This is a genomic window from Paracoccus ferrooxidans (assembly GCF_029909815.1).
Classification (GTDB): Bacteria; Pseudomonadota; Alphaproteobacteria; order Rhodobacterales; family Rhodobacteraceae; genus Paracoccus; species Paracoccus versutus.
Window position 1 is genome coordinate 1145167 of record NZ_CP038202.1, and the last position, 23854, is coordinate 1169020.

A 23854-nucleotide genomic window follows, 5' to 3' on the forward strand; every position below is an offset into this window, starting at 1 on the left:
TCCTATGTCAGGCAGGGGTGGCGGCGCCGGCAGGGGCGCGGCCGCGTTCGATGTCGTGCAAAAGCCCGCCCGGCCGGGTGTAGAACACCCAGGTCACGGCAAGGCACAGCACGTAGAAGCCCAGGAAGGCCCAGAGCGCGCCCAACGCCGATCCGGTCAGCGCGATCGAGCTGCCGTAAGCCTTGGGGATGAAGAAGCCGCCATAGGCGCCGATCGCGCTGGTGAAGGCGATGATCGCGGCGGATTCGCGGTCGGACTGCCGGCGGCGGTCCTCGGGGGAAAGCTGCGGCTCAAGCCGGGCGACTTCCTTGCGCATGATGACGGGGATCATCTGGAAGGTCGAGGAATTGCCGACCCCGGTAAAGAAGAACAGCGCCATGAAGCCCGCGAAGAAGCCCCAGAAGGACAGCGCCTGGAGCGAAACGATCACCAGCCCCACCGACACGATCATGCCGGCAAAGACCCAGAAGGTCACGCGCCCGCCGCCGACCCGGTCGGAAAGCCAGCCCGTCCCCGCCCGGCTGAGCGCGCCGACCAGCGGCCCCAGGAAGACGAATTGCAGCGCGTTCACGTCGGGGAAGGCCAGCTTGATCAGCAGCGGGAAGCCCGCCGAATAGCCGATGAAGCTGCCGAAGGTGCCGATATAGAGCAGGCACATCACCCAGTTGTGCAGCCGGGTAAAGATCACCGCCTGCTCGCGGAAGCTGGCGCGGGCGTCGGTGATGTCGTTCATGCCCAGCCATGCCGCGATGGTCGAGGCGATGATGAAGGGCACCCAGATGAAGCCCGCGTTCTGCATCCACAGCCGGCTGCCGTCCGAAAGCTCCTGCGCCGCGCCGCCCATGGCGCCGAAGACGCCCATGGTGATGACGATGGGCACCAGGAACTGCATCAGCGACACGCCCAGGTTGCCCAGGCCCGCGTTCAGCCCCAGGGCGTTGCCCTTTTCCGATTTCGGGAAGAAGAAGCTGATATTGGCCATGGACGAGGCGAAGTTGGCGCCCCCCAGCCCGCAAAGCAGCGCCAGCGCCACGAAGATCACATAGGGCGTCGCGGGATCCTGCACCGCATAGCCGATGCCCATGGCCGGGATCAGCAGCGAGGCGGTGGACAGCGTCGTCCACAGCCGCCCGCCGAAGATCGGCACCATGAAGCTGTAGAAGATGCGCAGCGTGGCCCCCGACAGCGCCGGCAGCGCCGCCAGCCAGAACAGCTGGTCCTGCGTGAAGTCGAAGCCGATCAGCGGCAGCTTGGCCACGACCACCGACCACACCATCCAGACCGCGAAGGCCAGCGTCAGCGCCGGGATCGAGATCCACAGGTTGCGCCGGGCGATCCTGCGGCCCTTTTCGGCCCAGAAGGTCGGGTTCTCGGGGCGCCAGTCGTCCAGCACGCGCGGCATCACCGTGCGCTCGGGGTCATGCACCTCGGCCAGTTCGGGAAAGTTCGGCAGCCGGTCCAGGGCGCGGCCCTGGGCGCGGCGCTCCATGGCGCGGATCGACAGGTGCATCCAGGCCATCGAGACGACGACGATCAGCAAAAGCAGGGCAAAGCACGAGGTCCAGATCCCTGTCAGGTCCAGCGCCGCGCCGAAGACGATGGGCAGAACGAAGCCCCCCAGCCCGCCGATCATGCCGACAAGCCCGCCGACCGCGCCGACGTGGTTCGGGTAATAGACCGGGATGTGCTTGAAGATCGCGGCCTTGCCCAGGCTCATGAAGAAGCCCAGCGCAAACAGCGTCACCACGAAGGGCCAGAGCCCCATCTCGGTCGAGAACGAGATCAGCCCGTCCTTGCCGCGGATGGTATAGTCGGTCGGCGGATAGGACAGCATGAACAGGAACAGCGCGCTGAAGCCGAAGGTCCAATACATCACCGTGCGTGCGCCGAAACGGTCCGACAGGATGCCGCCATAGGCGCGGAAGATGCTGGCCGACAGGCTGAAGGCCGCCGCCGCCATGCCGGCCACCCGCAGGTCGACGCCATAGACCTGCGTCAGGTAATGCGGCAGCCACAGCGCCAGGGCGACGAAGCCGCCGAAGACGAAGAAGTAGTAAAGCGCAAAGCGCCAGACCTGCAGATTCCTGAGCGGCGCGAACTGCTCGGCCAGGGTCGGCGCGGCGATGCCCTGGGCGCGGCGCGCCTCGAAATCGGGATCGTCGCGGGCGACCAGCAGGAAGACCACGCCCATCAGCGCGATGCCCACCGCCCAGATCTGCGCCACCGCCTGCCAGCCCCAAGCCACCAGGATGAAGGGCGCGATGAACTTGGTCACCGCGGCGCCGACATTGCCCATGCCGAAGATGCCAAGCGCGGTCCCCTGGCGCTGGGCCGGGAACCATTTCGAGACATAGGCGACGCCGATGATGAAGGAACCCCCCGCCATGCCCACGCCAAGCGCGGCCAGCAGGAAGGTGGCATAGCTGTCGGCCCAGGTCAGCGCCCAGGTGGCAAGGCCGGTGAACAGCATCTGCAACGAGAACACCAGGCGCCCGCCATAGCGTTCGGTCCAGACGCCCAGGATCAGCCGGATCAGCGACCCGGTCAGGATGGGCGTGGCGATCAGCACGCCATATTCGAACTCGGTCAGGCCGAGTTCCTGCTTGATGGTGATGCCGATGATGGAAAAGATCGTCCAGACGGCGAAGCACAGCGTGAAGGCGGTGGTGCTGAGCCACAGCGCCTTTTGCTGCTGCATCGGGGAATAGGAACTTGGGTCCGGCATGGCGGATGCTCCGATTGGGACGTTCGCGCGCTGTTTGTGGCGCTCACCCAACACGGACCCCGGCGGCAATGTTTGATCTGGATCAACCTGGCCCAGCCGCACCCCGGAAACCGACCGGATTTCGATTCTGCGCCGTCAGGATTGGAGGATACTCAATCCGGCACCCGTCATTCCCCCTGTCATTTCATGACAAATATGCCATCATTGATTGACAAATATCAAGATTTTTGCTATGTCATATGCGATTCCAGACCCATCCGACAGGACAGCTTTATGCGCGAAGAGGACCGCAACGACATCCGCAACCTGCCGCTGTTTCGCAACATGACCAGCCCGTGCTTCGACGCGCTGATCCACGCGGCCTACGACCAGGTGTTTCCCGCCCAGCTGGAGCTGATCCGGCAGGGCGAGGTGGCGAATTTCCTGCATGTCGTGCTGGAGGGCGCGGTCGAGCTTTACGCCAACTGGCAGGACCGCGACACCACCATGGCCGTGGTCCAGCCGGTCGCCACCTTCATCCTGGCCGCCTGCATGCGCGACGCGCCCTATCTGATGTCGGCGCGCACCCTGCAACGCTCGCGCATCGTGCTGATCCCGGCGGTGGACGTGCGCGCGGCCTTTTCGCGCGACCACGGCTTCGCCCTGGCCACGGTGCAGGAACTGTCCGAGGGCTATCGCAACCTGGTGCGCCATGCCAAGAACCTCAAGCTGCGCAATGCCCGCGAAAGGCTGGGCGCCTATCTGTGGCAGCGGTCGCAGGACGCGGGCGGCGTGGCGGGATTCGTGCTGCCGCAGGAAAAGCGGCTGCTGGCCTCTTACCTGGGCATGACGCCGGAAAGCCTGTCGCGCGCCTTCAAGGCGCTGCGCGAGCATGGCGTGCATATCGACGGCATGCGCGTCACCATTACCGACCCGGCCGCGCTGAAGGCGCTGGTCCAGCCCAACACCCTGCTGGACACGGCGCTGAACATTCCCTGACGGCGGGGATCCGAGCGCAAGCGGCGGCCCCTCCGACCGCGCCCGGATATGCCGGCGGATGGGTTCCGCCGATCCCGACCGAAAGGCAGCGGGTGCTGGCGCGCGACACGGCGGGCCGGCCCAGCGTGCCAGCCCGCCGGCGCGATCCATGATGCGGGTTTCGGCCCGAGCGCGCCCTGCCCGCCCGCAAGGGCGCGGCGCAGGCTGGGGCGGGACCGGGAAGGTCAGGCCAGCAGCCGCAGCCGCGGCAGCGAGGCCGCGGCCGCCGCCCAGGCAAGGGCCGCGCAAAGCGTGATCGCCGGCACCATGGTCGCCGCGGTATTGTCCAGGAACGGCCCGGTCACGGCGATCATCAGCCCGCCCGTCAGCATCTGCAGCGTGCCGCCCAGCGACGAGGCGAGCCCGGCGATGTCGGGATGCGGGTCCAGCGACATGACCATGGCCGTCGGCATGACCAGCCCCAGGCAGGCATTGGCCACAAACAGCCCGGCGATGACCACCGCCAGCGCGTCGAACCCCGCCAGCACCACCAGGGACAGCGCCAGCGACAGCCCGGCAAAGCCGGTGATGGCCAGCGAGATCACCCGCTCCATCCCGAAGCGCTCGGCCAGCCGGCCGGCGAATTGCGAGGCGGTGAAGAAGCCCACCGCATTCACCGCGAAGGCCAGCGAGAAGCCGGTCGGGCTGAGCCCGTATTGCCGGGTATAGACGAAGCTCGCCGAGGCCAGGAACACGAAGAAGCTGGCCATGCCGAAGCCGCCGATCATGGTCAGCCCCAGAAAGCGGCGGTCGGACAGCAGCCGCCGCGCCCCGGCCGTCATGGCCGCCAGCCGCACCGGCCGGCGCCGCTCGGCCGGCAGGGTCTCGGGCAGCACGAACAGGATCAGCCCCAGGCTCAGCAAGGCGGCCGCGGCCAGCACGGCGAAGATCTCGCGCCAGCCGCCCCAGGCCATCACCGCCGATCCGGTCAGCGGCGCCAGCATGGGCGAGACCGAGATCACGATCATGATCGCCGCCATCATCCTGGCCGCCGCGGGGCCGGTCGCCATGTCGCGGATCACCGCGCGCGGCACCGCCATCAGCGTGGCCGCGCCCAGCCCCTGCAAGGCGCGGGCGGCGATCAGCCAGCCGATGGTCGGCGCCAGGCTGGCCGCGACGGTGGCGGCCAGAAAGATCGCCACGCCGATCACCAGCGGCTTCTTGCGCCCGACCGCATCGGCCATGGGCCCATAGATCATCTGCGCAAAGCCGAAGACGATGAAATACGAGGTCAGGGTCAGCGCCGCCCCGGCCTCGGTGGTGCCAAGGTCGCTGGCCACCTGCGGCAGGGCGGGCAGATACATGTCGATCGCAAAGGGACCGACGGCGGAAAGCAGGCCAAGAAGCAGGGCCATGCGGAACAGGGGATCACGCATCGGAAAACCTGTAGCTGTTCGGATATGGGAAATGCGGGCGCAGAATCGCGCCAAGGGTCGTTCGCCGCCGCCGGCCCTGACTGCCATACCGCAGCAGCGGGTGCAACCCCGCACGGGCCGGGCGGGCAGAGTTGATAAATGTTCACCGCGCCCGGAATCCGGCTTCCAAAAATCCGCGGCCCCCGGCAGGATGAGAAACGATTTCCCCGGATTCTGGACGCGGAGCGACGCGGATGAGGATCTATCACCTGATTTTCATGGCGCAGATCGCCGGCCTGGCCGGGCTGCTCGGCGCCGCCATTCTGTACTGGTAGACGGTTCCCCGACAGCACGTCTTGACAGGTGCGCCTGACATGCAACATTGGCGCCATGAACAAGGTGGCTGATTGGTTGTCCCATAAGAGCCCGGTCAGTCGGAAAAACGCCGCCGAGACGGTGTTCGAGGATCTGCGAGGCGCGATACTGGCCGGCCGCTTGCCGGTCGGCATCCGGCTGCCCTCCGAGGCCAAGCTGGCCGAGCATTACGGCGTCAGCCGCCCGATCATCCGCGAGGCCATGCGCTCGCTGCAGACGCTGGGCCTGACCCGCAGCCGCAGCGGCAGCGGCAGCTTCGTCATCTCGGACCGGCAGGCGCCGGAGCTTGCCTATGGCAATTATTCGGCGCGCGAGCTGATCGAGGCCCGCCCCTTCATCGAGATCCCCGCCGCCGGCTGGGCCGCCCTGCGCCGCAGCGACGAGGACATGGCCCGGCTCTTGCAGCTTTGCGACAGCATGGAGCGACAGGAGGATGCGCTGAAATGGGTGCGGCTGGATTCCGATTTCCACTGCCTGATCGCCGAGGCCGCCCGCAACCGGCTGTTCGCCCGCATCGTCACCGATTCCCGCGACGCGCTGATGCGGCAGTCCGAACTGGTGAACCTGATGGCGGATCGGCGCATCACCTCGAACCTGGAACACCGCCGCATCGCCGAGGCGATCGCCGCGGGATCCGAGACCGAGGCGCGCACCGCCATGCGCGACCATCTCGACGAGGTCGAACAGGCAATGACCTGGATCATCAGCCAGCGCCCGGCCAATTCCTGATCTTGCGGTGGCAGGCCCGCCGCGGCAATGATCCACCCGCTTCGCCCCCGGCCGCGCAAGATTACGCAGGGTGCGGGCGACCGGCCGGGCTTGACCCCGGCGGCGGCTGTGTTTATCGCAAGCTGTCAGACAGATCGCGGCAGGCCGGGCCCGCCCAAGCCGGCCGCAGTTCTGCAAGGGAGGGATTGCGCAACCATGCAGTTCGTGTCGTGACCGGGACCGGACGGATTCCGCTGCTGGCGGTGCTTGCCACCGGCGGCACCATCGCCAGCAGCCGGGACACGAACGGCGCCGCCAGCCCCAGCCTGGGGGCGGCGGATCTTTTGGCGATGCTGCCGCCGATGGCGGCCGACCTGCGCCCGCAAGAAGTGCTGGCCAAGGATTCCGCCAGCCTGACGCTGGCCGACATGCAGCGCATCAGCGACGCGGTGGCGGCCCAGCTGGCCGACCCCGGCATCGCCGGCGTCATCGCCCTGCACGGCACCGACGCGATGGAGGAAACCGCGCTTCTGGTGCAATTGCAGCATGCGCCGCGCAAGCCGGTGGTGTTCACGGGGGCGCAATTCGCCTCGGACCACCCGCGTTCGGACGGGGCGCGCAACCTGGCCGATGCCGTCCGCGCGGCCCTGCAGCCGCCCGGCCAGGGGGGCGTGGTCCTGGCCTTCGGCGGCCGGCTGCTGCCGGTCTGGGGGCTTTACAAATTCGCCTCGGACGCGCCGGACGCCTTTCGCCGCGTGGCCGAGGAAGGCCCCAGCGTCACCCGGCCCCTGCCCGCCCCGGTCGACGGCCTGCGCGTCGACATCGTCGCCACCCATCCCGGCAGCGACGGGCTGCATCTCGAGGCCAGCCTGGCCGCCGGGGCGCGGGGCATCGTGATCTCGGCGCTGGGATCGGGCAATGCCACGCCCGAACTGGTCGCCGCCATTGCGCGGGCACGGGCGCAGGGCGTGGTGGTGGTGGTCTCCAGCCGGGTGCCCGAGGGGCTGCTGTCGCCGATCTATGGCGGCGGCGGCGGCGGCCATGACATGCGTCGTGCGGGCGCCATCCATGCCCGGCTGCTGCGCCCCGGCCAGGCGCGCATCCTGCTGGCGGCGATGCTGGCCAATGGCTGCCCCGAGGCCGAGATCGCCCGCGCCTTCGAAACCGCACCGGAAGCCGCAACGACCTGAGCCCGGCCGCGCAGCTCGTGGCTGACGCCACGCCGCTGATCTTGGCGGATGGAAGCCTCTGCCCACCCGCCAACGAATCGCGCCGCGGCGGGCCTTTCCCGCGCAGCCGATGCAGGGGAACCGTGCTGGTTGGTCCAAGCCCGGCAGGAACGTCCCAAGCGGCCGATGTTCCGGTGGTGGTTCGGGGAAATGGCGCACCCGACAGGATTCGAACCTGTGACCTTCGCCTTCGGAGGGCGACACTCTATCCAGCTGAGCTACGGGTGCCTCAGGCCGGTCCATAGCCGATCGGACCGGCCCCCGCAATGGCAAATCGCCGGTCAGGGCTTCAGGCGCCGGGGTTCCTCGGCGGCCAGATAGGCTTCCTGCTCGGGCGTCAGGTCGACGGTCTCGAACCCGGTCAGCATCGGCTTCACATGCTCGCGAAAGCCGTGGCCGACGGTCAGCAGATAGACATGCGCCACCACGAAGCTGCCGATCGCAAAGGCGGTCAGGATGTGGATGTTGGCCACCGCCCAGATCGCCCAGCCCGACGGGTCGAGATCGTCCCACAAGCCATAGCCCAGATAGGCAATGCCGCTGAGAAACACCGCCGGGAACAGCAGCACCTTCAACGCCAGATAGGCCAGCGCCTGCAAGGGGTTGTGCCGGCGCCGCAGCACCTTGCGATAGGGGTGCTCCTCGCCGCGGAACACCCCCCAGGCATAGAAGCGCGCGACCTGCCACAGCCCGGCGCGGCGCGGCGCGGCGCGAACTGTCGCCACGTCCCGGTCGTCAGCAGCCAGAAGGCGGTGAAGGCCCAGAGCAGCATCAGCGCCACCGCGACGACGGAATGGATCGTCACCGCCAGGCCGAAGGTCAGAACCCCGTGCAGCCCCATGATCCGCAGCCCGGTGAACAGCAGGACCAGGATCGAGGCCGCCTGGCTCCAGTGCCACAGCCGGTTGAAGCGGGTATAGACCAGAACCTTGCGCTCAGCCATGATGCGCCCCCTTTCCCTTCCTGCCAAGCAGGCGCAGAAGCCCGTGCCCGGCCACGCCCGCGACCGCCATCGCCAGCAGGGCCAGCCCGATGATCCCGCCCGGCGGCAGGCCGGTGCCGGGAATATAGACGCCGGTGATTCCGGCCATGCGGCCTTCCGGCCGGTGGCAGGCACCGCATTTCAGCGCATCCTCGGCCGGCGCGACCATATGGGTGATCGGCCAATACATCTGCGTGTCGACGAAATCGAACTTCCCGGAATAATCCGTGCCCATGTAATGCGCCGCCGCCTGCAGCGCCTTGGACCAGTCGAAATTCGTCCAGAAGGCGGTGTCGGTCTGCGGGCCATAGACCTGGCTGTGCAGAAGCACGTTGCGCTCGGTGTCGAAGGCCTGGCGGCCGACCATCTGCTTGAAGGGCCAGATCCGCGCATCCGGGTCGGCGGCCGAACCCTCGAGCCGGTTGATCTCGACCGGCAGCGACGGATCGAAGACCGTCTCGGCGGTGGTGTATTCGACCGTGCCGTTGAACCAGCCATAGAAGGGCACCACGTTCTCGGCCCATTCGAAATTGCCCTTGGTGGACAGGTAGGTATGCAGGTGCTGGCCGTCGGACTGGGTGAACTCTTCCTCGGCGAAGGGCTTGCCGTCCTTGAGCTTGCCGGCGGTCGACCAGTCCCACAGCGTCTTGGTCGCGACGCCGCCGCGGGCAAAGGACGGAATGTGGCAGGTCTGGCAGGCGACGCGGTCGGTATGGTCGTTCAGCTTCATCCCCGTCGGCGTCGCGGCATGGGGCCGGTTGCCGTGGCAGCTTTCGCAGGTCGCGGCATCGCGCGGCTGGCCCAGCAGATGGGCATCGACGATGTCCTTGGCCTCGACGGCATAGCGCGAGCCGGCGACGCGGTGGTCCTCGGTGACATGGCAGGTCTGGCAGGTGAAATTGCCGCCTTCGGGCGACATATGCACATCGGTCGCCAGGTCCGGCCGGATCAGCGCCGAGGACAGGTCGCCATGCTTCACGTTGTCGCCGCCGCCGCCGTAGAAATGGCAGTTGCCGCAATTGTCGCGTCCCGGCGCGCCCACCGATTGCGCCGCCCGCGCCAGATCGACCGGCCTGGCATCGGCGCCGGTGATGGTCTTGGCCCCGGCGGGCACCGGCTCGAGCGGCGGGTGGCCCGCCATGTTGTCGAGCTTGGTATATTGGCCGGAACGGTCATGGCAGGCCAGGCAATCCACCCGCGCCGGGTCCGAGGGGGGCGGCTGGCGCACGTCGGTCCAGCCATAGCCGGCGTGGCAGGATGTGCAGCGCGCCTCGTTCGAGCCGACATTGCCGCAAAACGAATTGATGACGCTGGATTTTCCCAGCTTCTGCCCGGTTTCGGCATGGGTATAGTCCCATGTCCAGTGCAGCGTGTGCATGACCTGGTCGCCGGCCTCGGTATGGCAGGACAGGCAGGCCTGGGTGACTTCCGGCCCCGATGAGAAAGGCCCCTTCAGCGCCGGAAATTTCGAATGGTCGGCGGTGCTGCCGCTGCCCGGAACGGCAGGCGCCTCCTGCGCCTGCGCCGGCGCGGCCATCGCGGCCGCGACCCAAAAGGCCCATGCGAGCAAACGCATGGCCCGGTTTGTCGGTGGCATTTGCCCTCTTCCTCCCAAGGATCGGCCGGTTCGCTACGGCCGAAGAGAGCGCGCTTCCTGAATGCAGTCTAGCAATGCCGGCACAACGCCGCCAGAATCGGGCGCCGCCGCAAATTGACGCATGCCTACGAAGGAACGAATATTACGCCGGAGGGATCAGGCGAACAGTTCCCGGCAGAAGGACAGCCCGTCCACCAGCGCATCGACCTCGGCGCGGGTGTTATACATGGCAAAGCTGGCGCGCGCGGTGGCGCTGAGGCCGAAGAAGTCCAGCAGGGGCATGGCACAATGCGTTCCCGCCCGCACCGCGATGCCGCGCTTGTCGAGGATGGTCGAGATGTCATGGGCATGCGCGCCCTGCATCGTCATCGAGAAGATCGCACCCTTCTCGGCCGCGTCGCCCTGCACCGACAGCCAGTTCAGGCTGCGCAGCCGCTCGCGGGCATAGTCGCGCAGGTCGCGCTCATGCGCGGCGATGTTCTCCATGCCAAGCGCCATCAGGTATTCCAGCGCCGCGCCCAGGCCAATCTGGTTGGCGATGCCGGGGGTGCCCGCCTCGAAGCGCAGCGGCGGGTCGGCGTAATCCACGCCGTCGCGGGTGACGGTGCGGATCATGTCGCCGCCGCCCATGAAGGGGCGCATCTCGGCCTGGCGCTCGGCCCGGATCCAGATCGCGCCAGAGCCCGAGGGGCCATAGAGCTTGTGCCCGGTGATGCAGTAGAAATCGACGCCCAGCGTGGACAGGTCCACCGGCATATGCACGGCGGCCTGCGACCCGTCGGCCAGCACCGGCACGTCGGTCGCCCGCGCGATGGCGCCGACATCGACCACGGTGCCGGTCACGTTCGACATATGGGTGACGGCGATCAGCCGGGTGCGCGGTCCCACCGCCGCCAGCACCTTTTCGGGCGGCAGCGAGCCGTCGGGCTCGGGCTCGACCCATTTCAGCGCCACGCCCTGGCGTTCGCGCAGGAAGTGCCAGGGCACGATATTGGCGTGATGCTCCAGCACCGACAGCACGATCTCGTCGCCCGGCCCCAGCCGCGGCGCGGCCCAGCCATAGGAGACCAGGTTGATCCCCTCGGTCGCGCCCGAGGTGAAGATCACCTCGTCCTCGCGCGGGGCGTTCAGGAAGCGGGCGATGATGGCGCGCACCCGCTCGTAATTCTCGGTCGCGAGGTTGGACAGGAAATGCAAGCCGCGATGGACATTGGCATATTCCGCCTCATAGGCGCGGGTGATGGCGTCGATCACCACGCGCGGCTTTTGCGCCGAGGCGCCATTGTCCAGGTAGACCAGCGGCCGGCCGTTCACCTGCCGCGACAGGATCGGGAAATCGGCACGGATCTTTTCGACGTCGAAGCTCATGGTGTCACCTCGGGGACGATGCCGAATGCCGCCGCGATCAGCGACAGCACGAAGCCAAGCAGGAAAATGCTGCCGATCAGGCCCACGACCACCTTGCCGGTGCTGGTGAACCCGTGCAGCGCCTTGGTCATGGTCACGGCAAGATAGAGGAAAAGGCCAAAGGCCAGCATGGACAGCAGCGTGGCGGTGGCCGGGAACAGCGCCATCATCACCACCTGCACCGCCTGCAGCCCGACCAGCATCAGCTCGACCCAGCCGACGATCAGCAGCGCATCGGCGAACGTGCCATGCCCGCCGAACAGCCGGCCGATCTGGGCCACGAACAGCGCCGACAGCGCCATGGCGCCCAGCTGGATGCCGGCCAGCGTCATCGGTTCGGAAAGCATGCGCGAGACGGGGTTGTCCACCTCGATTGGGAACAGCAGCAGCGACAGCGCGGCCAGCAGCGTGGACAGCGTCACCGCCAGCAGCAGCACCATCCAGCGCGTCGCCATCGGCAGGTCCAGCCCGCGCAGCACCGCGACCGCCGCATCGGGGTCGCGCAGGGTCAGGACCATCAGATCGCCAAGATCGCCCAGTTTCATCCGTTCCCCGCCAATGCGCGCAATCCCGCGCCCCATATCACGAGAAAGCCGAGCCCCGCCACCGCCCGCGTCACGCCAAGCGCCGCACCGGGGCCGACCAGCCCGGCGGTCAGCCCCGCCAGCAGCATCGCCGGCGCCACCGCCAGCAAGGCCCAGAACAGCGCCAGCCGCGAATCCTGCGGCGCGACCGGCCAGGGCGTCAGCCGCGACAGCGCCGAAACGAGCGCCGCCAGCCCATAGGCCAGCAGCGGCATCATGAACATCACCGCCAGCAGCGCCCCGCCCATGCGCGCGCCCAGCGGCACCTCGGGCATGAGCTGCGCATCCCGCGCATGGCCCGGCGCCTGCGCGATCAGAAAGATCAGCATCGCCGCCATCAGCACGACGATCAGCGCCCGGTCGGGCATGCCGCGCAGGGACCTAACTACCCTGCCCGGCGCCCACCAGCTTTCCAGGATGCGCGGGACGATGCCGGCCCGGCTCATGCCTTGCCCGGACTGGCCGCCTTGCCCGGATTGCCCGCGCGCGCCGTCAGCCAGTCTTCCAGCCGGCCCAGGATGTCGTCGCGCAGCCGCTGGTCCTCGATCTCGTCCAGCGCATCGGCCAGGAAGGACAGCACCAGCAGCACGATGGCGCGCTCCTTGGGCACCCCGCGCGAGCGCAGGTAGAACAGCGCCGTCTCGTCCAGCGCGCCGGTGGTCGAGCCATGCGAGCATTTCACGTCGTCGGCATAGATCTCGAGTTCCGGCTTGGCGAGGAACTGGCTGCCCTCGTCCAGCAAAAGCCCCTGGCTGATCTGGTAGCCGTCGGTCTTTTGCGCGCCGGGCTTGACCAGGATCTTGCCCTGGAAGATGCCCTCGGCCCCGTTCTTCAGCACCTTCTTGAACACCTGGCGGCTTTCGCAGCGCTCGGCGGCATGGGTGACGAAGACGGTGTCGTCATGGTGGAAGCGGCCGATGTCGCCGTCGCCCAGCACGGCGGCGGCGATATGGGCCACGGCATCGTCGCCGGCGATGTCGATCACCGCCTCGTTGCGCATCATCGAGCCGTTGACCGAAAGCGTGAAGGACTTGAACAGCGCCTCGGCAGCGACGCGGGCAAAGATATGGCCCAGCCCCAGCTTGGGATCGTTGGCGCGCTTGGCGCTGATGTGATGGAAGCGGGCGCCCCGGCCCAGGTCGGCCTCGATCACCACGTTCGAGCGCGCGCCGATCGAGCCGGTTTCCAGCAGCGTCAGCTCGGCCCCCTCCTCCAGCTGGACGAGGTGGTGCAGATGCACGTCGGCATCCGCCGCCGAGCGGCGATAGGTGATATGCACCGGACGCTCGACCTTGCCGGTGACGCGGATCAGCACGCCCTCGGCGGCGACCAGCGTGTTCAGCGCGGCGAAGGGCCGCTTGACCGGCACCTGGCCCGCGGCTTCCAGCCGGCCGTAAAGCCCGGCCGCCCAGTGATCCGCCCCGGCATCGGCGGCGGCCAGGCTTTCGACCTGCACCCCCTCGGCCGCAAGCGCGTCCGAGGCCTCGGCGTCGAAGCGCCCGTCCACGAAGACCAGGTTCAGCCGGTCGATGCCGGTGAACAGGGTGGTTTCATCCGCCGCCAGCTCGACCGGCTGCGGCCGGGCCGCGTTGAAGGGCGCGGGATCGGTATAGCGCCAGTATTCGTCGCGCGCGCCGGGCAGGCCCATGGCCTCCAGCCGCTGCGCCGCATCCTCGCGCGCGGCGCGGGTAAAGCCGCCGCGCGGCAGGTCCAGCGCGTCCAGGCGCGCCGCAAGCGCGGCATCGCCGGGACGGGCCTTGCCCTCGACCGTGGGCACCTGCGCGGCAAGAACAGCCGTGTCCGCCATCATCCGACCTCCGCCAGCAGATCGCCGTAGCCGTTCTGCTCGACCTCCAGCGCCAGTTCGGGGCCGCCGGTGCGCACGATGCGGCCGTCGGCCATGATATGCACCACGTCGGGCCGGATATGGTCCAGAAGCCGCTGGTAATGGGTGATGACCAGGAAGCTGCGGTCGGGGCTGCGCAGGGCGTTCACGCCCTCGGCCACCAGCCGCATCGCGTCCACGTCAAGGCCGGAATCGGTCTCGTCCAGGATGCACATGCGCGGCTCGAGCATGGCCATCTGCAGGATCTCGTTGCGCTTCTTCTCGCCGCCCGAGAAGCCGACGTTGACCGCGCGCTTCAGCATCTCGCTGTCGATCTTCAGCGTCGCCGCCTTCTGGCGGATCAGCTTGAGGAAATCGGCCGAGGACAGCTCTTCCTCGCCGCGCGCCTTGCGCTGCGCGTTCACCGCGGTGCGCAGGAAGGTCATGTTGCCCACGCCGGGGATCTCGACCGGGTATTGGAAGGCCAGGAACAGGCCGGCGGCGGCGCGTTCCTCGGGCTCCATCTCCAGCAGGCTCTCGCCGTCCAGCGTGGCCTCGCCGCCGGTGACTTCATAGCCGTCGCGACCCGACAGCACATAGGACAGCGTGGACTTGCCCGAGCCGTTCGGCCCCATGATGGCATGGACCTCGCCAGCCGGGACGGTCAGATCGACGCCCTTGAGGATCTGCTTGTCCTCATCCTCAAGCTTGACGTGCAGGTTCTTGATTTCCAGCATGGTTCGTTCCTATTCGACGCTTACGGCGGTGCCCGAGGCGGACACCATCAGCATGTTGTTGATGACTTCATAGTCCAAGTCGACGCCGACCACGGCATTGCCGCCCAGGGCGGCCGCGCGGTCCTGCATCTCGGACAGGGCGGTTTCGCGGGCCGAGGCCAGCGCGGATTCATAGGCGCCCGAACGGCCGCCCACGATGTCGCGAATCCCGGCGAAGATGTCGCGAAAGATATTGGCGCCGATGATGGTCTCGCCCGTCACCACGCCGTGATAGGCGCTGATGCGGCGGCCCTCGATGCCGGGGGTGGTGGTGACGATCATCCGACCGACCCCTCCAGGCTGATGGCGACCAGCGATTGCGCCTCCATGGCGAATTCCATCGGCAGGGCCTGCAAGACCTCGCGGCAGAAGCCGTTCACCACCAGGGCGACCGCCTCTTCCTCGTCCATGCCGCGCGAGCGGCAATAGAACAGCTGGTCGTCGTCCACCTTGCTGGTGGTCGCCTCATGCTCCACGCGGCTCGAGGTGTTCTTGACCTCGATATAGGGCACGGTATGGGCGCCGCATTTGTCGCCGATCAGCAGGCTGTCGCATTGCGTATAGTTGCGGCTGTTCTTGGCGCGCGGGTGCATGGTCACGAGGCCGCGATAGGTATTCTGCGCCTGCCCGGCGGAAATCCCTTTGGAAACAATGCGCGAACGGGTGTTCTTGCCAAGATGGATCATCTTGGTGCCGGTATCGGCCTGCTGGTGGTTGTTGGCAATGGCGATCGAATAGAACTCGCCCTGCGACTCGTCGCCGCGCAGGATGCAGGAGGGGTATTTCCAGGTGATCGCCGAGCCGGTCTCGACCTGGGTCCACATCACCTTGGCCCGCGCCTCGCGGCAATCGGCGCGCTTGGTGACGAAGTTGTAGATGCCGCCCTTGCCTTCCTCGTCGCCGGGGAACCAGTTCTGCACGGTCGAATACTTGACCTCGGCATCCTCAAGGATGACGATCTCGACCACCGCGGCGTGCAGCTGGGCCACGTCGCGCTTGGGCGCGGTGCAGCCTTCCAGGTAGCTGACGTAAGAGCCCTTGTCGGCGATGATCAGCGTGCGCTCGAACTGGCCGGTATTCTCGGCATTGATGCGGAAATAGGTGGACAGCTCCATCGGGCAGCGCACCCCCGGCGGCACATAGACGAAGCTGCCGTCCGAAAAGACCGCCGAGTTCAGCGTGGCGAAGAAATTGTCCGACTGCGGCACGACCGAGCCCAGGTATTTCCGCACCAGTTCGGGATGCTCGCGGATCGCCTCGCTGATCGAGCAGAAGATGACGCCGGCCTTGGCCAGCTCGTCCTTGAAGGTGGTGCCGACGCTGACGCTGTCGAAGACCGCATCGACCGCGACCTTGCGCCCTTCGGCGGGCGCGCCCTCGGCACCCTCGATCCCGGCCAGGATCATCTGCTCCTTCAGCGGGATGCCCAGCTTTTCATAGGTGGCCAGCAGCTTGGGATCGACCTCGTCCAGCGACTTGGGCTTTTCGGCCATGCTTTTCGGGCGGGCGTAGTAATACTGGTCCTGATAGTCGATCTCGGGATAGTTGAGCATCGCCCATTTCGGCTCGGTCATGGTCTGCCAGCGGCGGAAGGCCTGCAGCCGCCACTCGGTCATCCATTCCGGTTCCTCGTTCTTCTTCGAGATCAGCCGGACGATGTCCTCGTTGATGCCCTTGGGGGCATATTCCATCTCGATCTCGGTATCCCAGCCGTATTTGTACGACCCCATGTTCTGGACGGTCTCGACGGTCTCGCGGTCTACGCCCTCGCGGATTTCGATTGCCTCGCCGATCTCTACAGTCATCTCAAACCCTTCCCGCGGTCGCCCGCCAATCATTCCTTTGCCGCCAGCGGCCATGCGCCGCAAGCCAGGCATCCGCAAAACGCATCACGTCCCGAGGCTCCGTCGCCGGGCCGATCGAGACGCGGATCGCATCGCCCGCCCATTCCGCCGCGATGCCCATGGCCGTCAGAACCGAACTTGGCCGGACCTTGCCCGATGAACAGGCCGAGCCTGCCGAGACGGCAAATCCGGCCAGGTCCATCTGCATCACCTGCGTCTCTCCGCGCCATCCCGGCGTCAGGATCGACAATGTATTGGGCAGGCGGCGGGCCTCGCGCCCCGGAAATGTAACCATTTCCGCCCCGGATTCCAGTGTGGCCATCAGGGAATCGCGCAGTTGCGACACTTTTTCCCCGATTCCTTGATCCAGATCATTCTGCGCCGCTTTTGCGGCCGCTGCAAAGCCCATGATGCCGATCAGATTCTCGGTCCCGGCGCGGCGACCCTGTTCCTGGCCGCCGCCCTTGATGCGCGCCTCGACCTCGGTGCCGCGGCGGACCACCAGCGCGCCGATGCCGCGCGGCCCGCCCAGCTTGTGGGCGCTGACGATGCCGGCCTCGATCTCGAGCCAGTTGAAGGCAAGGGGGATCTTGCCGAAGGCCTGCGTCAGGTCGCTGACCGCCAGGCCCTGCGGCAGATCCTGGATCACCCCGGTTTCGGAATTGGCCAGTTGCAGCGCGGTGCGGGCGGGATCGGCGACGGCGACCAGCCCCGTGCGGTCCGCGGGCAGCGATGCCTCGCACCAGGCCAGCACCGCCGGATGCTCGACCGCCGAGCAGACAAGGCCCCGGCCCTGAAGCGCCAGCGCCGCCGCCTCGGTCGCGCCCGAGGTGAAGATCACGTCCGCCCCCTCGGCGCCAAGCGCCACGGCGACGTCCTCGCGCGCGCGCTCCAGCGCGGATTTCGCCGCCCGCCCCTCGGCATGGACCGAGGAAGGGTTGCCGACGATTTCCATCGCCGCCAGCATCGCCGCGCGCGCCTCGGGGCGCAGCGGCGCGGTGGCGTTCCAGTCCAGGTAGACCCGGCCGCTGCTCATCCGTGGTCCTCCGGCAGGCCCTGGCCGGCGGGGCTCAGCGCCTCGGCGATGCGGCCGGCCAGGCGGCGCGCCACCTCGTCCTTGGTCAGGCGCGGCCAGCTTTCCGCCCCTTCCTCCGAAATCAGCGTGACCGCATTCTCGGTCCCGCCCATGATCCCGGTCTCGGGGTTCACGTCATTGGCGACGATCCAGTCGCAGCCCTTGCGCTTGCGCTTGCGGGTGGCATTGTCCAGCACGTCGTCGGTTTCGGCGGCAAAGCCCACCACCAGCGCCGGCCGGTCGCGGTCGAGCCGGCTGATCCAGGCCAGGATGTCGGGGTTCTCGGCGAATTTCAGTTCGGGCAGCTTGCCCGAGCCGTCCTTCTTGATCTTGCCCGGACGGGCATTGGCGACATGCCAGTCGGCAACCGCCGCCGCCATGACCGCGGCATCGGCAGGCAAGGCCGCCTCGACCGCCTCGCGCATCTCGCGCGCGGTCTGGACGGCGATCACCTCGACGCCCTGGGGCGGCGGCACCTCGGCCGGGCCGGTGACGAAGCTGACCCGCGCGCCCAGGTCGCGCAGCGCCGCGGCGATGGCCGCGCCCTGCGCCCCGCTGGAGCGGTTGGCGATATAGCGCACCGGGTCGATGGGCTCATGCGTGGGCCCCGAGGTCACGATCACATGCCGCCCCGCCAGCACGCGGGCGGGCAGCGAGACCACCGCCTCGGGCGGCAGGCGCAGTGGCCGGTCGCGCCCCAGCGCCGCGCGGATCGCCGCCAGGATCGTCTGCGGCTCGGCCATGCGGCCGGGGCCGTATTCGCCGCAGGCCATGTCGCCCTCGTCAGGGCCGACGAAGCGGATGCCGTCGTTCTCCAGCGTCTCCAGGTTACGTTGCGTCGCCGGATGCTGCCACATGCGCACGTTCATCGCCGGCGCCGCCAGCACCGGCTTGTCGGTCGCCAGCAGCAGGGTCGAGGCCAGGTCGTCCGCCATCCCCGCCGCCATCCGCGCCAGCAGATTCGCCGTGGCCGGGGCGACCACCACCAGGTCGGCGGCGCGCGACAGCTGGATATGGCCCATCTCCGATTCGCGCGTCAGGTCGAACAGCTCGGTATGGCAGGGCGCCTCGGCCAGGGCCGAGAGGGTCAGGGGTGTCACGAACTCGGCCCCCGCCTGGGTCAGCACCGGCACGACCGAGCCGCCCTCGCGCCGGATCATGCGGACCAACTCGGGTATCTTGAATGCGGCGATGCCCCCGCCGACGATCAGCAATATGCGGCTGCCTTGCATGGTCGTTTCCCTGTGCCCCGTATGTGCCCCGTGTCATCCGCCCTGCACATAGGCGCAAGCGCGGCCCGGAACAAGCAAGCCGAACCCGTTAACCATTCTTTAAACCCTGCGGGTTAAGCCTGCCCCGGTGCAGGGGAGAAGTGCCGATGGCGGCGATTGCCTATACGGTGGCCTTCGACGGGGTCGAGGCGCGGCTGGTCGAGGTGCAATGCTCGGTCTCGCCGGGCCTGCCGGGATTCGGCATCGTCGGCCTGCCCGACAAATCCGTCAGCGAGGCGCGGGAACGGGTGAAGGCCGCCTTCGGCGCGCTCTCCATCGCCATGCCCTCGCGCCGGGTGACGGTGAACCTGTCGCCCGCCGACCTGCCCAAGGAAGGGTCGCATTTCGACCTGCCCATCGCGCTTGCGGTGCTGGCCGCGCTGGAGATCGTCCCGGCCGAGGCGCTGGAGCGGGTGGTGGCGCTGGGGGAACTGGCGCTGGATGGGCGGCTGTCGCCGGTCGCGGGCGCCCTGCCCGCCGCCGTGGCCGCGGCCGAGGATGGCCGCGCGCTGCTGGTGCCGCGCGCCTGCGGGGCCGAGGCGGCCTGGGTCGGCACCGTGCCGGTCCTGGCGCCGCAGAGCCTGCGCGAGGTGGTCGATCACCTGACCGACCGCGCGCCCCTGGCCCGCGCCGCACCGGGCGAGCTGGCAGAAGCCGTGTTCGAGGCCGACCTTGCCGAGGTCAAGGGCCAGGAACGCGCCCGCCGGGCGCTGGAGATCGCCGCGGCAGGCCGCCACCACCTGCTGATGATCGGCCCGCCCGGCGCCAGCAAGTCGATGCTGGCGACCCGCCTGCCCGGCATCCTGCCGCCGCTGAGCCCGCAGGAGGCGCTGGAGACCTCGGTGATCCATTCCGTCGCCGGGCTGCTGGCCGAGGGCGGCATCTCGCGCACCGCCCCCTTTCGCCAGCCGCATCACACCGCCTCGATGGCGGCGATGGTGGGCGGCGGGCGCAATGCCCGGCCCGGACAGGCGAGCCTTGCGCATAACGGCGTGCTGTTCCTGGACGAGCTGCCCGAGTTCGAGCGCCGGGTGATCGACGCCTTGCGTGAGCCGATCGAGACCGGCGAGATCCACGTCTCGCGCGCAAATGCCCATATCCGCTATCCGGCGCGTTTCCTGCTGGTCGCGGCCGCCAACCCCTGCCGCTGCGGCGAGATCGCGGATGCCAGCCGCGCCTGTTCCAAGGCGCCGCGCTGCGGGGCGGATTACCTGGGCCGCATCTCGGGGCCGATGATGGACCGGTTCGACCTGCGCATCGAGGTGCCGCAGGTCGCGATCGAGGATCTGGGGCTGCCCGCCACCGGCGAAAGCTCGGCCAGCGTCGCCCTGCGCGTGGCCGCCGCCCGCGCGCTGCAAGCCGCCCGCTTTGCCGATCACCCGACGGCGCGGGTGAACGCCGACGCCTCGGGCCGGCTGCTGGAGGAGATCGCGCCGCTCGACGGCGAATGCCGGTCGCTGCTGGCGCTGGCGGCCGAGCGGCTGGGGCTGACCCCGCGCGGCTATCACCGCATCCTGCGCAGCGCGCGCACCATCGCCGACCTGGACGCCTCGGCCGCGATCCGCCAGCCGCATCTGGCCGAGGCGCTGTCCTATCGCCTGCCCTTCGGCCGCCCGGATTGAGGGGCGGGGAAGGAGTCGCCATGGTGGCAGGTGGCAGGTGGCAGGTGGCAGGCGGCAGGCGGCAGGCGGCAGGCGGCAGGCGGCAGGCGGCAGGCGGCAGGCGGCAGGCGGCAGGCGGCAGGCGGCAGGCGGCAGGCGGCAGGCGGCAGGCGGCAGGCGGCAGGCGGCAGGCGGCAGGCGGCAGGCGGCAGGCGGCAGGCGGCAGGCGGCAGGCGGCAGGCGGCAGGCGGCAGGCGGCAGGCGGCAGAAAGGATGGTCGCCAGAACAAGCGGCGCCGCAAGGCCGGCGGCCAGGTTCAAAACGGGCGGCTGGGAGAAAGGGCAAGCCGCGGGGCTGGCTCCCTCTTGCCGAAAACCGGCTCGCCCGCCGCCGGGGCATGGCGGCGCGGCACCTTTCCACGCCGGGCCGGTCCACACCGGGCCGGCATCGCGACAGGCCAATCCGCCCCTGCGCCGACCCCGCGGCCGCGGGTCAGCCCCGCTCGGCCAGCCGCCGCTCGATGGCGTCCCAGATCAGCGCCGCGGCATTGATGCCGTCGAAACGCTCAAGCTCCTGGATGCCGGTGGGCGAGGTCACGTTGATCTCGGTCAGCCAGCCGTCGATCACGTCGATGCCGGTGAAGATCAGCCCCTTTTCGCGCAGCACCGGGCCGATGCGGGCGCAGATCTCGTATTCGCGCTCGGTCAGGCCGATCTTTTCCGGCCGGCCGCCGACATGCATGTTGGAGCGCGCCTCGCCCGCGGCCGGGACGCGGTTGATCGCGCCGACCGGCTCGCCGTCGACCAAGATGATGCGCTTGTCGCCGCGGACCACGGCGGGCAGGTATTTCTGCGCGATGATCGGCTCGCGGCTGTTCGACAGGAAGGTCTCGACCAGCGAGGACAGGTTCGGATCGTCGGGCCGCATGTGGAAGATGCCGACCCCGCCATTGCCGTAGAGCGGCTTGAGGATGAAATCGCCGTGCCGCTCGCGGAAGGCGCGGATCTGCGCCAGTTCGCGGGTGATCAGCGTGGGCGGCGTCAGTTCGGGGAAATCCAGCACCAGCAGCTTCTCGGGGCTGTTGCGCACCCAGAAGGGGTCGTTGACGACATAGGTCGAGGGATGCACCCGGTCCAGCAGATGCGTGGTGGTGATATAGCCCATGTCGAAGGGCGGGTCCTGGCGCAGCCAGACCACGTCGAATTCCGACAGGTCCACGTCGGCCCAGTCGCCGAAGGTCACATGGTTGCCCTGTTCGCGGCGCAGGCTGATCGGGCGGCCGCGGGCCATGACCCGCCCCTCGCAATAGCTCAGGCGGTCGGCGGTATACTGGAACAGCCGGTGGCCGCGGGCCTCGGCCTCCAGTCCCAGCCGGAACGTGCTGTCGCCGTCGATCGAGACATGCTCGACCGGGTCCATCTGAAGGGCCACGTAAAGACTCATGCTATCATTCCCAGCCAGTTTCGCCCGAAGTTCTGGCAAGCATGGGCGGGGTTTGCAAGCGGCAGCGCCGCGGCCCGCCCGCGGCAGGACCGGCGCGCCGGCACCGCCGCCCTGCGCGGTGGCCGGCCTGGGGGACGCCCAGGGGCGGCTCAGCCCTGGTCGGTTTCGTCCGCGTCCTGGCCGCGAAACCCCTGCGCCACCACGAATTTCTCGGAGGAATCCGAGCGGCTGGCCGGCGGCTTCACATTCGCCACCTTGCGGAAATTGCGCTTGAGCATGGCCTGCATCTCGGTCTCGGCCCCGCCGGCCAGAACCTTGGCGACGAAGGTGCCGCCCGGCTCCAGCACGTCGAAGGCCAGCTGCGCCGCCGCCTCGACCAGCGCCACGATGCGCAGGTGGTCGGTGCCCTTGTGCCCCGACGAGGCCGCCGCCATGTCCGACATCACCACATCGGCCCGCCCACCCAGCCAGGCCTTGACCTGCGCGTCGGCGCCTTCGGACAGGAAGTCGAGCTGGTGGATCTCGGCCCCCGGAATCGGATCGACCTCTTGCAGGTCGACGCCCAGCACCCGGCCGACCTTCTTGCCGGGCTTGTCGCCAAGCGCGTTCACGCGCGCGACCGCCACCTGGCACCAGCCGCCGGGCGCGCAGCCCAGATCGACCACCCGCGCGCCGGGCACCAGGAAGCGATACTTGTCGTCCAGTTCCAGGATCTTGTAGGCGGCGCGGCCGCGATAGCCCTCGCGCTTGGCGCGCGCGACATAGGGGTCGTTCAACTGCCGCTCCAGCCACAGCGTGCTGGAAAGCTTGCGCCCCTTGGCCGATTTCACCCGCACCCGCAGGTCGCGCTGGCCGCGGCCCGAGCTTTTGCGCCCCTCGCCCGGCTTCTTGCCTTCGCTCATCTTCAAGCCACCCCGTTCATTCCATCCGGGGCCAGCACCCCGTCCTTGACCATCTGCACATAAAGCAGCCCCTCGCGCAGGCCGCGGTCGGCGACCGAAAGCCGCGTCGTCGGCCAGACCCGCATCAGCGTCTGCAGGATCGCCGCGCCCGACATGATCAGCGCATGGCGTTCCCGCCCGATGCGCGGATCGGCGCGCCGCCCCTCGGGGCCAAGCGCCAGGTAGTCGCGGATCACCCGGTCGATCTGGGCCGTGGTCATGGTCAGCCCGTCCACCTTGGTCCGGTCATAGCGGCGCAGGCCCAGATGGCTGGCCGCAACCGTGGTCACGGTGCCCGAGGTGCCGATGATCTGGAACCCTTCCCGCATGGTCTGGGCCAGCGCATAGGGGGCGAAATCCGCCAGCAACTCCTCGAAATGCCAGGACATCAGGGCAAAGCGGCCCTGGTCGTCCTCGACATCCTCGAACTGGTCGCGCAGCGTGGCCACGCCCAGCGGCACGCTGATCCAGTCCACCACCCGCGCGCCGCCCGGCTGCGGGTCGCTGAAACCGTTGCCCAGCCGCATGATCGCGCGCGAGCGTTCCTTGGGCTCGACATCCTCGAGGTCGATCCAGACCAGCTCGGTCGAGCCGCCGCCGATGTCCACCACCAGCAATTGCTCGGTGCGCTGGCTGACCAGCGGCGCGCAAGAGATCACGGCCAGCCGCGCCTCCTCCTCGGCGTCGATGATCTCGACCGGCAGGCCGGTCTCGCGCCGGATCATGCGCAGGAAGTCGCGGCTGTTCCTGGCCCGCCGGCAGGCCTCGGTGGCGACAAGGCGCATGCGCGCGACCTTGTGCGCCTCGAGCTTGCGCCGGCACACCTGCAAGGCATGCACCGTCCGCGCCATCGAGGGACGCGACAGCCTGCCTGATGCCTCGAGGCCGTGCCCAAGCTGGACCGGCTTCGAGAAACTGTCCACCACCTGGAACTGGCTGCCCGCGGGACGGGCAATCAGCATCCGGCAGCTGTTGGTGCCAAGATCCAAGGCCGCATAGAGCGGCCCGTCCTCGGCCGGGCGGGTGACGAAAGGCTCGACCGTTTTTCTCGGGAACGCGTCCGCACCCGCAGGACGCCTGGGCGCCATGGTCACGCCCT

General features: G+C 68.6%; 19 protein-coding genes, 1 tRNA gene and 1 pseudogene. 4 read left to right on the forward strand and 17 right to left on the reverse strand.

The features are described 5' to 3' along the window. Positions 1-7: 7 nt before the first annotated feature. Positions 8-2725, reverse strand: a complete 2718-nt coding sequence (locus E3U26_RS22620) for a nitrate/nitrite transporter (RefSeq protein ID WP_499106709.1) — start codon at positions 2723-2725, stop codon at positions 8-10. Positions 2726-2998: 273 nt separating this feature from the next. On the opposite strand from E3U26_RS22620, the gene E3U26_RS22625 reads away from it, so the two are divergent. Beyond that, positions 2999-3703, forward strand: a complete 705-nt coding sequence (locus E3U26_RS22625; RefSeq protein WP_499106711.1) for a helix-turn-helix domain-containing protein — start codon at positions 2999-3001, stop codon at positions 3701-3703. 224 nt (positions 3704-3927) lie between these two features. Here the strand turns inward: E3U26_RS22625 and E3U26_RS22630 are convergent, their stop codons facing one another. Beyond that, positions 3928-5118 carry a multidrug effflux MFS transporter gene (locus tag E3U26_RS22630; protein WP_499106712.1) on the reverse strand — a complete coding sequence of 397 codons (1191 nt, stop codon included), beginning with the start codon at positions 5116-5118 and terminating at the stop codon, positions 3928-3930. A gap of 369 nt (positions 5119-5487) precedes the next feature. Here E3U26_RS22630 and E3U26_RS22635 point away from each other — a divergent pair, with 369 nt between their 5' ends. Together E3U26_RS22635 and E3U26_RS22640 are read left to right on the forward strand one after the other, a co-directional pair. After that, positions 5488-6201 carry a FadR/GntR family transcriptional regulator gene (locus E3U26_RS22635; protein WP_036756542.1) on the forward strand — a complete coding sequence of 238 codons (714 nt, stop codon included), beginning with the start codon at positions 5488-5490 and terminating at the stop codon, positions 6199-6201. A gap of 209 nt (positions 6202-6410) precedes the next feature. Continuing rightward, positions 6411-7370 (forward strand): asparaginase, encoded by a 960-nt coding sequence (locus E3U26_RS22640; RefSeq protein WP_181820458.1) that lies wholly within the window; start codon positions 6411-6413, stop codon positions 7368-7370. A 190-nt stretch (positions 7371-7560) separates the two neighbouring features. Here the strand turns inward: E3U26_RS22640 and E3U26_RS22645 are convergent. The 12 genes and pseudogenes from E3U26_RS22645 to coaBC all read right to left on the reverse strand — a co-directional run bounded on the left by E3U26_RS22645 (position 7561) and on the right by coaBC (position 18731). Then, positions 7561-7637: transfer RNA gene (locus E3U26_RS22645), tRNA-Arg, on the reverse strand. A gap of 53 nt (positions 7638-7690) precedes the next feature. Beyond that, positions 7691-8352: pseudogene (locus E3U26_RS22650) on the reverse strand (cytochrome b/b6 domain-containing protein). Next, entirely contained in the window at positions 8345-9967 is a 1623-nt protein-coding gene (locus E3U26_RS22655; protein WP_499106714.1) for a tetrathionate reductase family octaheme c-type cytochrome, read from the reverse strand. The pseudogene E3U26_RS22650 and the gene E3U26_RS22655 overlap by 8 nt, the downstream one beginning before the upstream one ends. Positions 9968-10144: 177 nt before the next feature. After that, on the reverse strand, positions 10145-11356 hold the full coding sequence (locus E3U26_RS22660) for a cysteine desulfurase (RefSeq protein WP_036756531.1): 1212 nt from the start codon (positions 11354-11356) through the stop codon (positions 10145-10147). Further along, positions 11353-11940, reverse strand: a complete 588-nt coding sequence (locus tag E3U26_RS22665) for a YIP1 family protein (protein WP_036756528.1) — start codon at positions 11938-11940, stop codon at positions 11353-11355. Before E3U26_RS22665 ends, E3U26_RS22660 begins: the two co-directional genes overlap by 4 nt. After that, positions 11937-12425, reverse strand: a complete 489-nt coding sequence (locus E3U26_RS22670) for a hypothetical protein (RefSeq protein ID WP_036756525.1) — start codon at positions 12423-12425, stop codon at positions 11937-11939. Before E3U26_RS22670 ends, E3U26_RS22665 begins: the two co-directional genes overlap by 4 nt. Continuing rightward, positions 12422-13786, reverse strand: a complete 1365-nt coding sequence (locus E3U26_RS22675; RefSeq protein WP_449043209.1) for a SufB/SufD family protein — start codon at positions 13784-13786, stop codon at positions 12422-12424. The genes E3U26_RS22670 and E3U26_RS22675 overlap by 4 nt, the downstream gene beginning before the upstream one ends. Beyond that, the gene (gene sufC / locus E3U26_RS22680) at positions 13786-14541 is read right to left on the reverse strand and encodes a Fe-S cluster assembly ATPase SufC (RefSeq protein WP_036756524.1); all 756 of its coding nucleotides are present in this window, start codon (positions 14539-14541) and stop codon (positions 13786-13788) included. The genes E3U26_RS22675 and sufC overlap by 1 nt, the downstream gene beginning before the upstream one ends. A gap of 9 nt (positions 14542-14550) precedes the next feature. Beyond that, positions 14551-14862, reverse strand: coding sequence for a heavy metal-binding domain-containing protein (locus tag E3U26_RS22685; RefSeq protein ID WP_036756521.1), 312 nt, complete (start codon positions 14860-14862; stop codon positions 14551-14553). Further along, the gene (gene sufB, locus E3U26_RS22690; protein ID WP_499106715.1) at positions 14859-16385 is read right to left on the reverse strand and encodes a Fe-S cluster assembly protein SufB; all 1527 of its coding nucleotides are present in this window, start codon (positions 16383-16385) and stop codon (positions 14859-14861) included. The genes E3U26_RS22685 and sufB overlap by 4 nt, the downstream gene beginning before the upstream one ends. Before the next feature lies 1 nt (position 16386). Then, on the reverse strand, positions 16387-17460 hold the full coding sequence (locus E3U26_RS22695; protein WP_499106716.1) for a cysteine desulfurase family protein: 1074 nt from the start codon (positions 17458-17460) through the stop codon (positions 16387-16389). Further along, positions 17457-18731 carry a bifunctional phosphopantothenoylcysteine decarboxylase/phosphopantothenate--cysteine ligase CoaBC gene (gene coaBC / locus E3U26_RS22700; protein ID WP_036756515.1) on the reverse strand — a complete coding sequence of 425 codons (1275 nt, stop codon included), beginning with the start codon at positions 18729-18731 and terminating at the stop codon, positions 17457-17459. The genes E3U26_RS22695 and coaBC overlap by 4 nt, the downstream gene beginning before the upstream one ends. A 146-nt stretch (positions 18732-18877) precedes the next feature. On the opposite strand from coaBC, the gene E3U26_RS22705 reads away from it, so the two are divergent. Beyond that, positions 18878-20392, forward strand: coding sequence for a YifB family Mg chelatase-like AAA ATPase (locus E3U26_RS22705; protein WP_036756512.1), 1515 nt, complete (start codon positions 18878-18880; stop codon positions 20390-20392). A 471-nt stretch (positions 20393-20863) separates the two neighbouring features. Here the strand turns inward: E3U26_RS22705 and gshB are convergent, their stop codons facing one another. The 3 genes from gshB to E3U26_RS22720 all read right to left on the reverse strand — a co-directional run bounded on the left by gshB (position 20864) and on the right by E3U26_RS22720 (position 23843). Continuing rightward, the gene (gene gshB, locus E3U26_RS22710; RefSeq protein ID WP_036756510.1) at positions 20864-21814 is read right to left on the reverse strand and encodes a glutathione synthase; all 951 of its coding nucleotides are present in this window, start codon (positions 21812-21814) and stop codon (positions 20864-20866) included. 149 nt (positions 21815-21963) lie between these two features. Continuing rightward, positions 21964-22716 carry an RlmE family RNA methyltransferase gene (locus E3U26_RS22715; RefSeq protein WP_499106719.1) on the reverse strand — a complete coding sequence of 251 codons (753 nt, stop codon included), beginning with the start codon at positions 22714-22716 and terminating at the stop codon, positions 21964-21966. 2 nt (positions 22717-22718) lie between these two features. Then, positions 22719-23843, reverse strand: a complete 1125-nt coding sequence (locus E3U26_RS22720; RefSeq protein WP_499106720.1) for a Ppx/GppA phosphatase family protein — start codon at positions 23841-23843, stop codon at positions 22719-22721. Positions 23844-23854 lie beyond the last annotated feature (11 nt).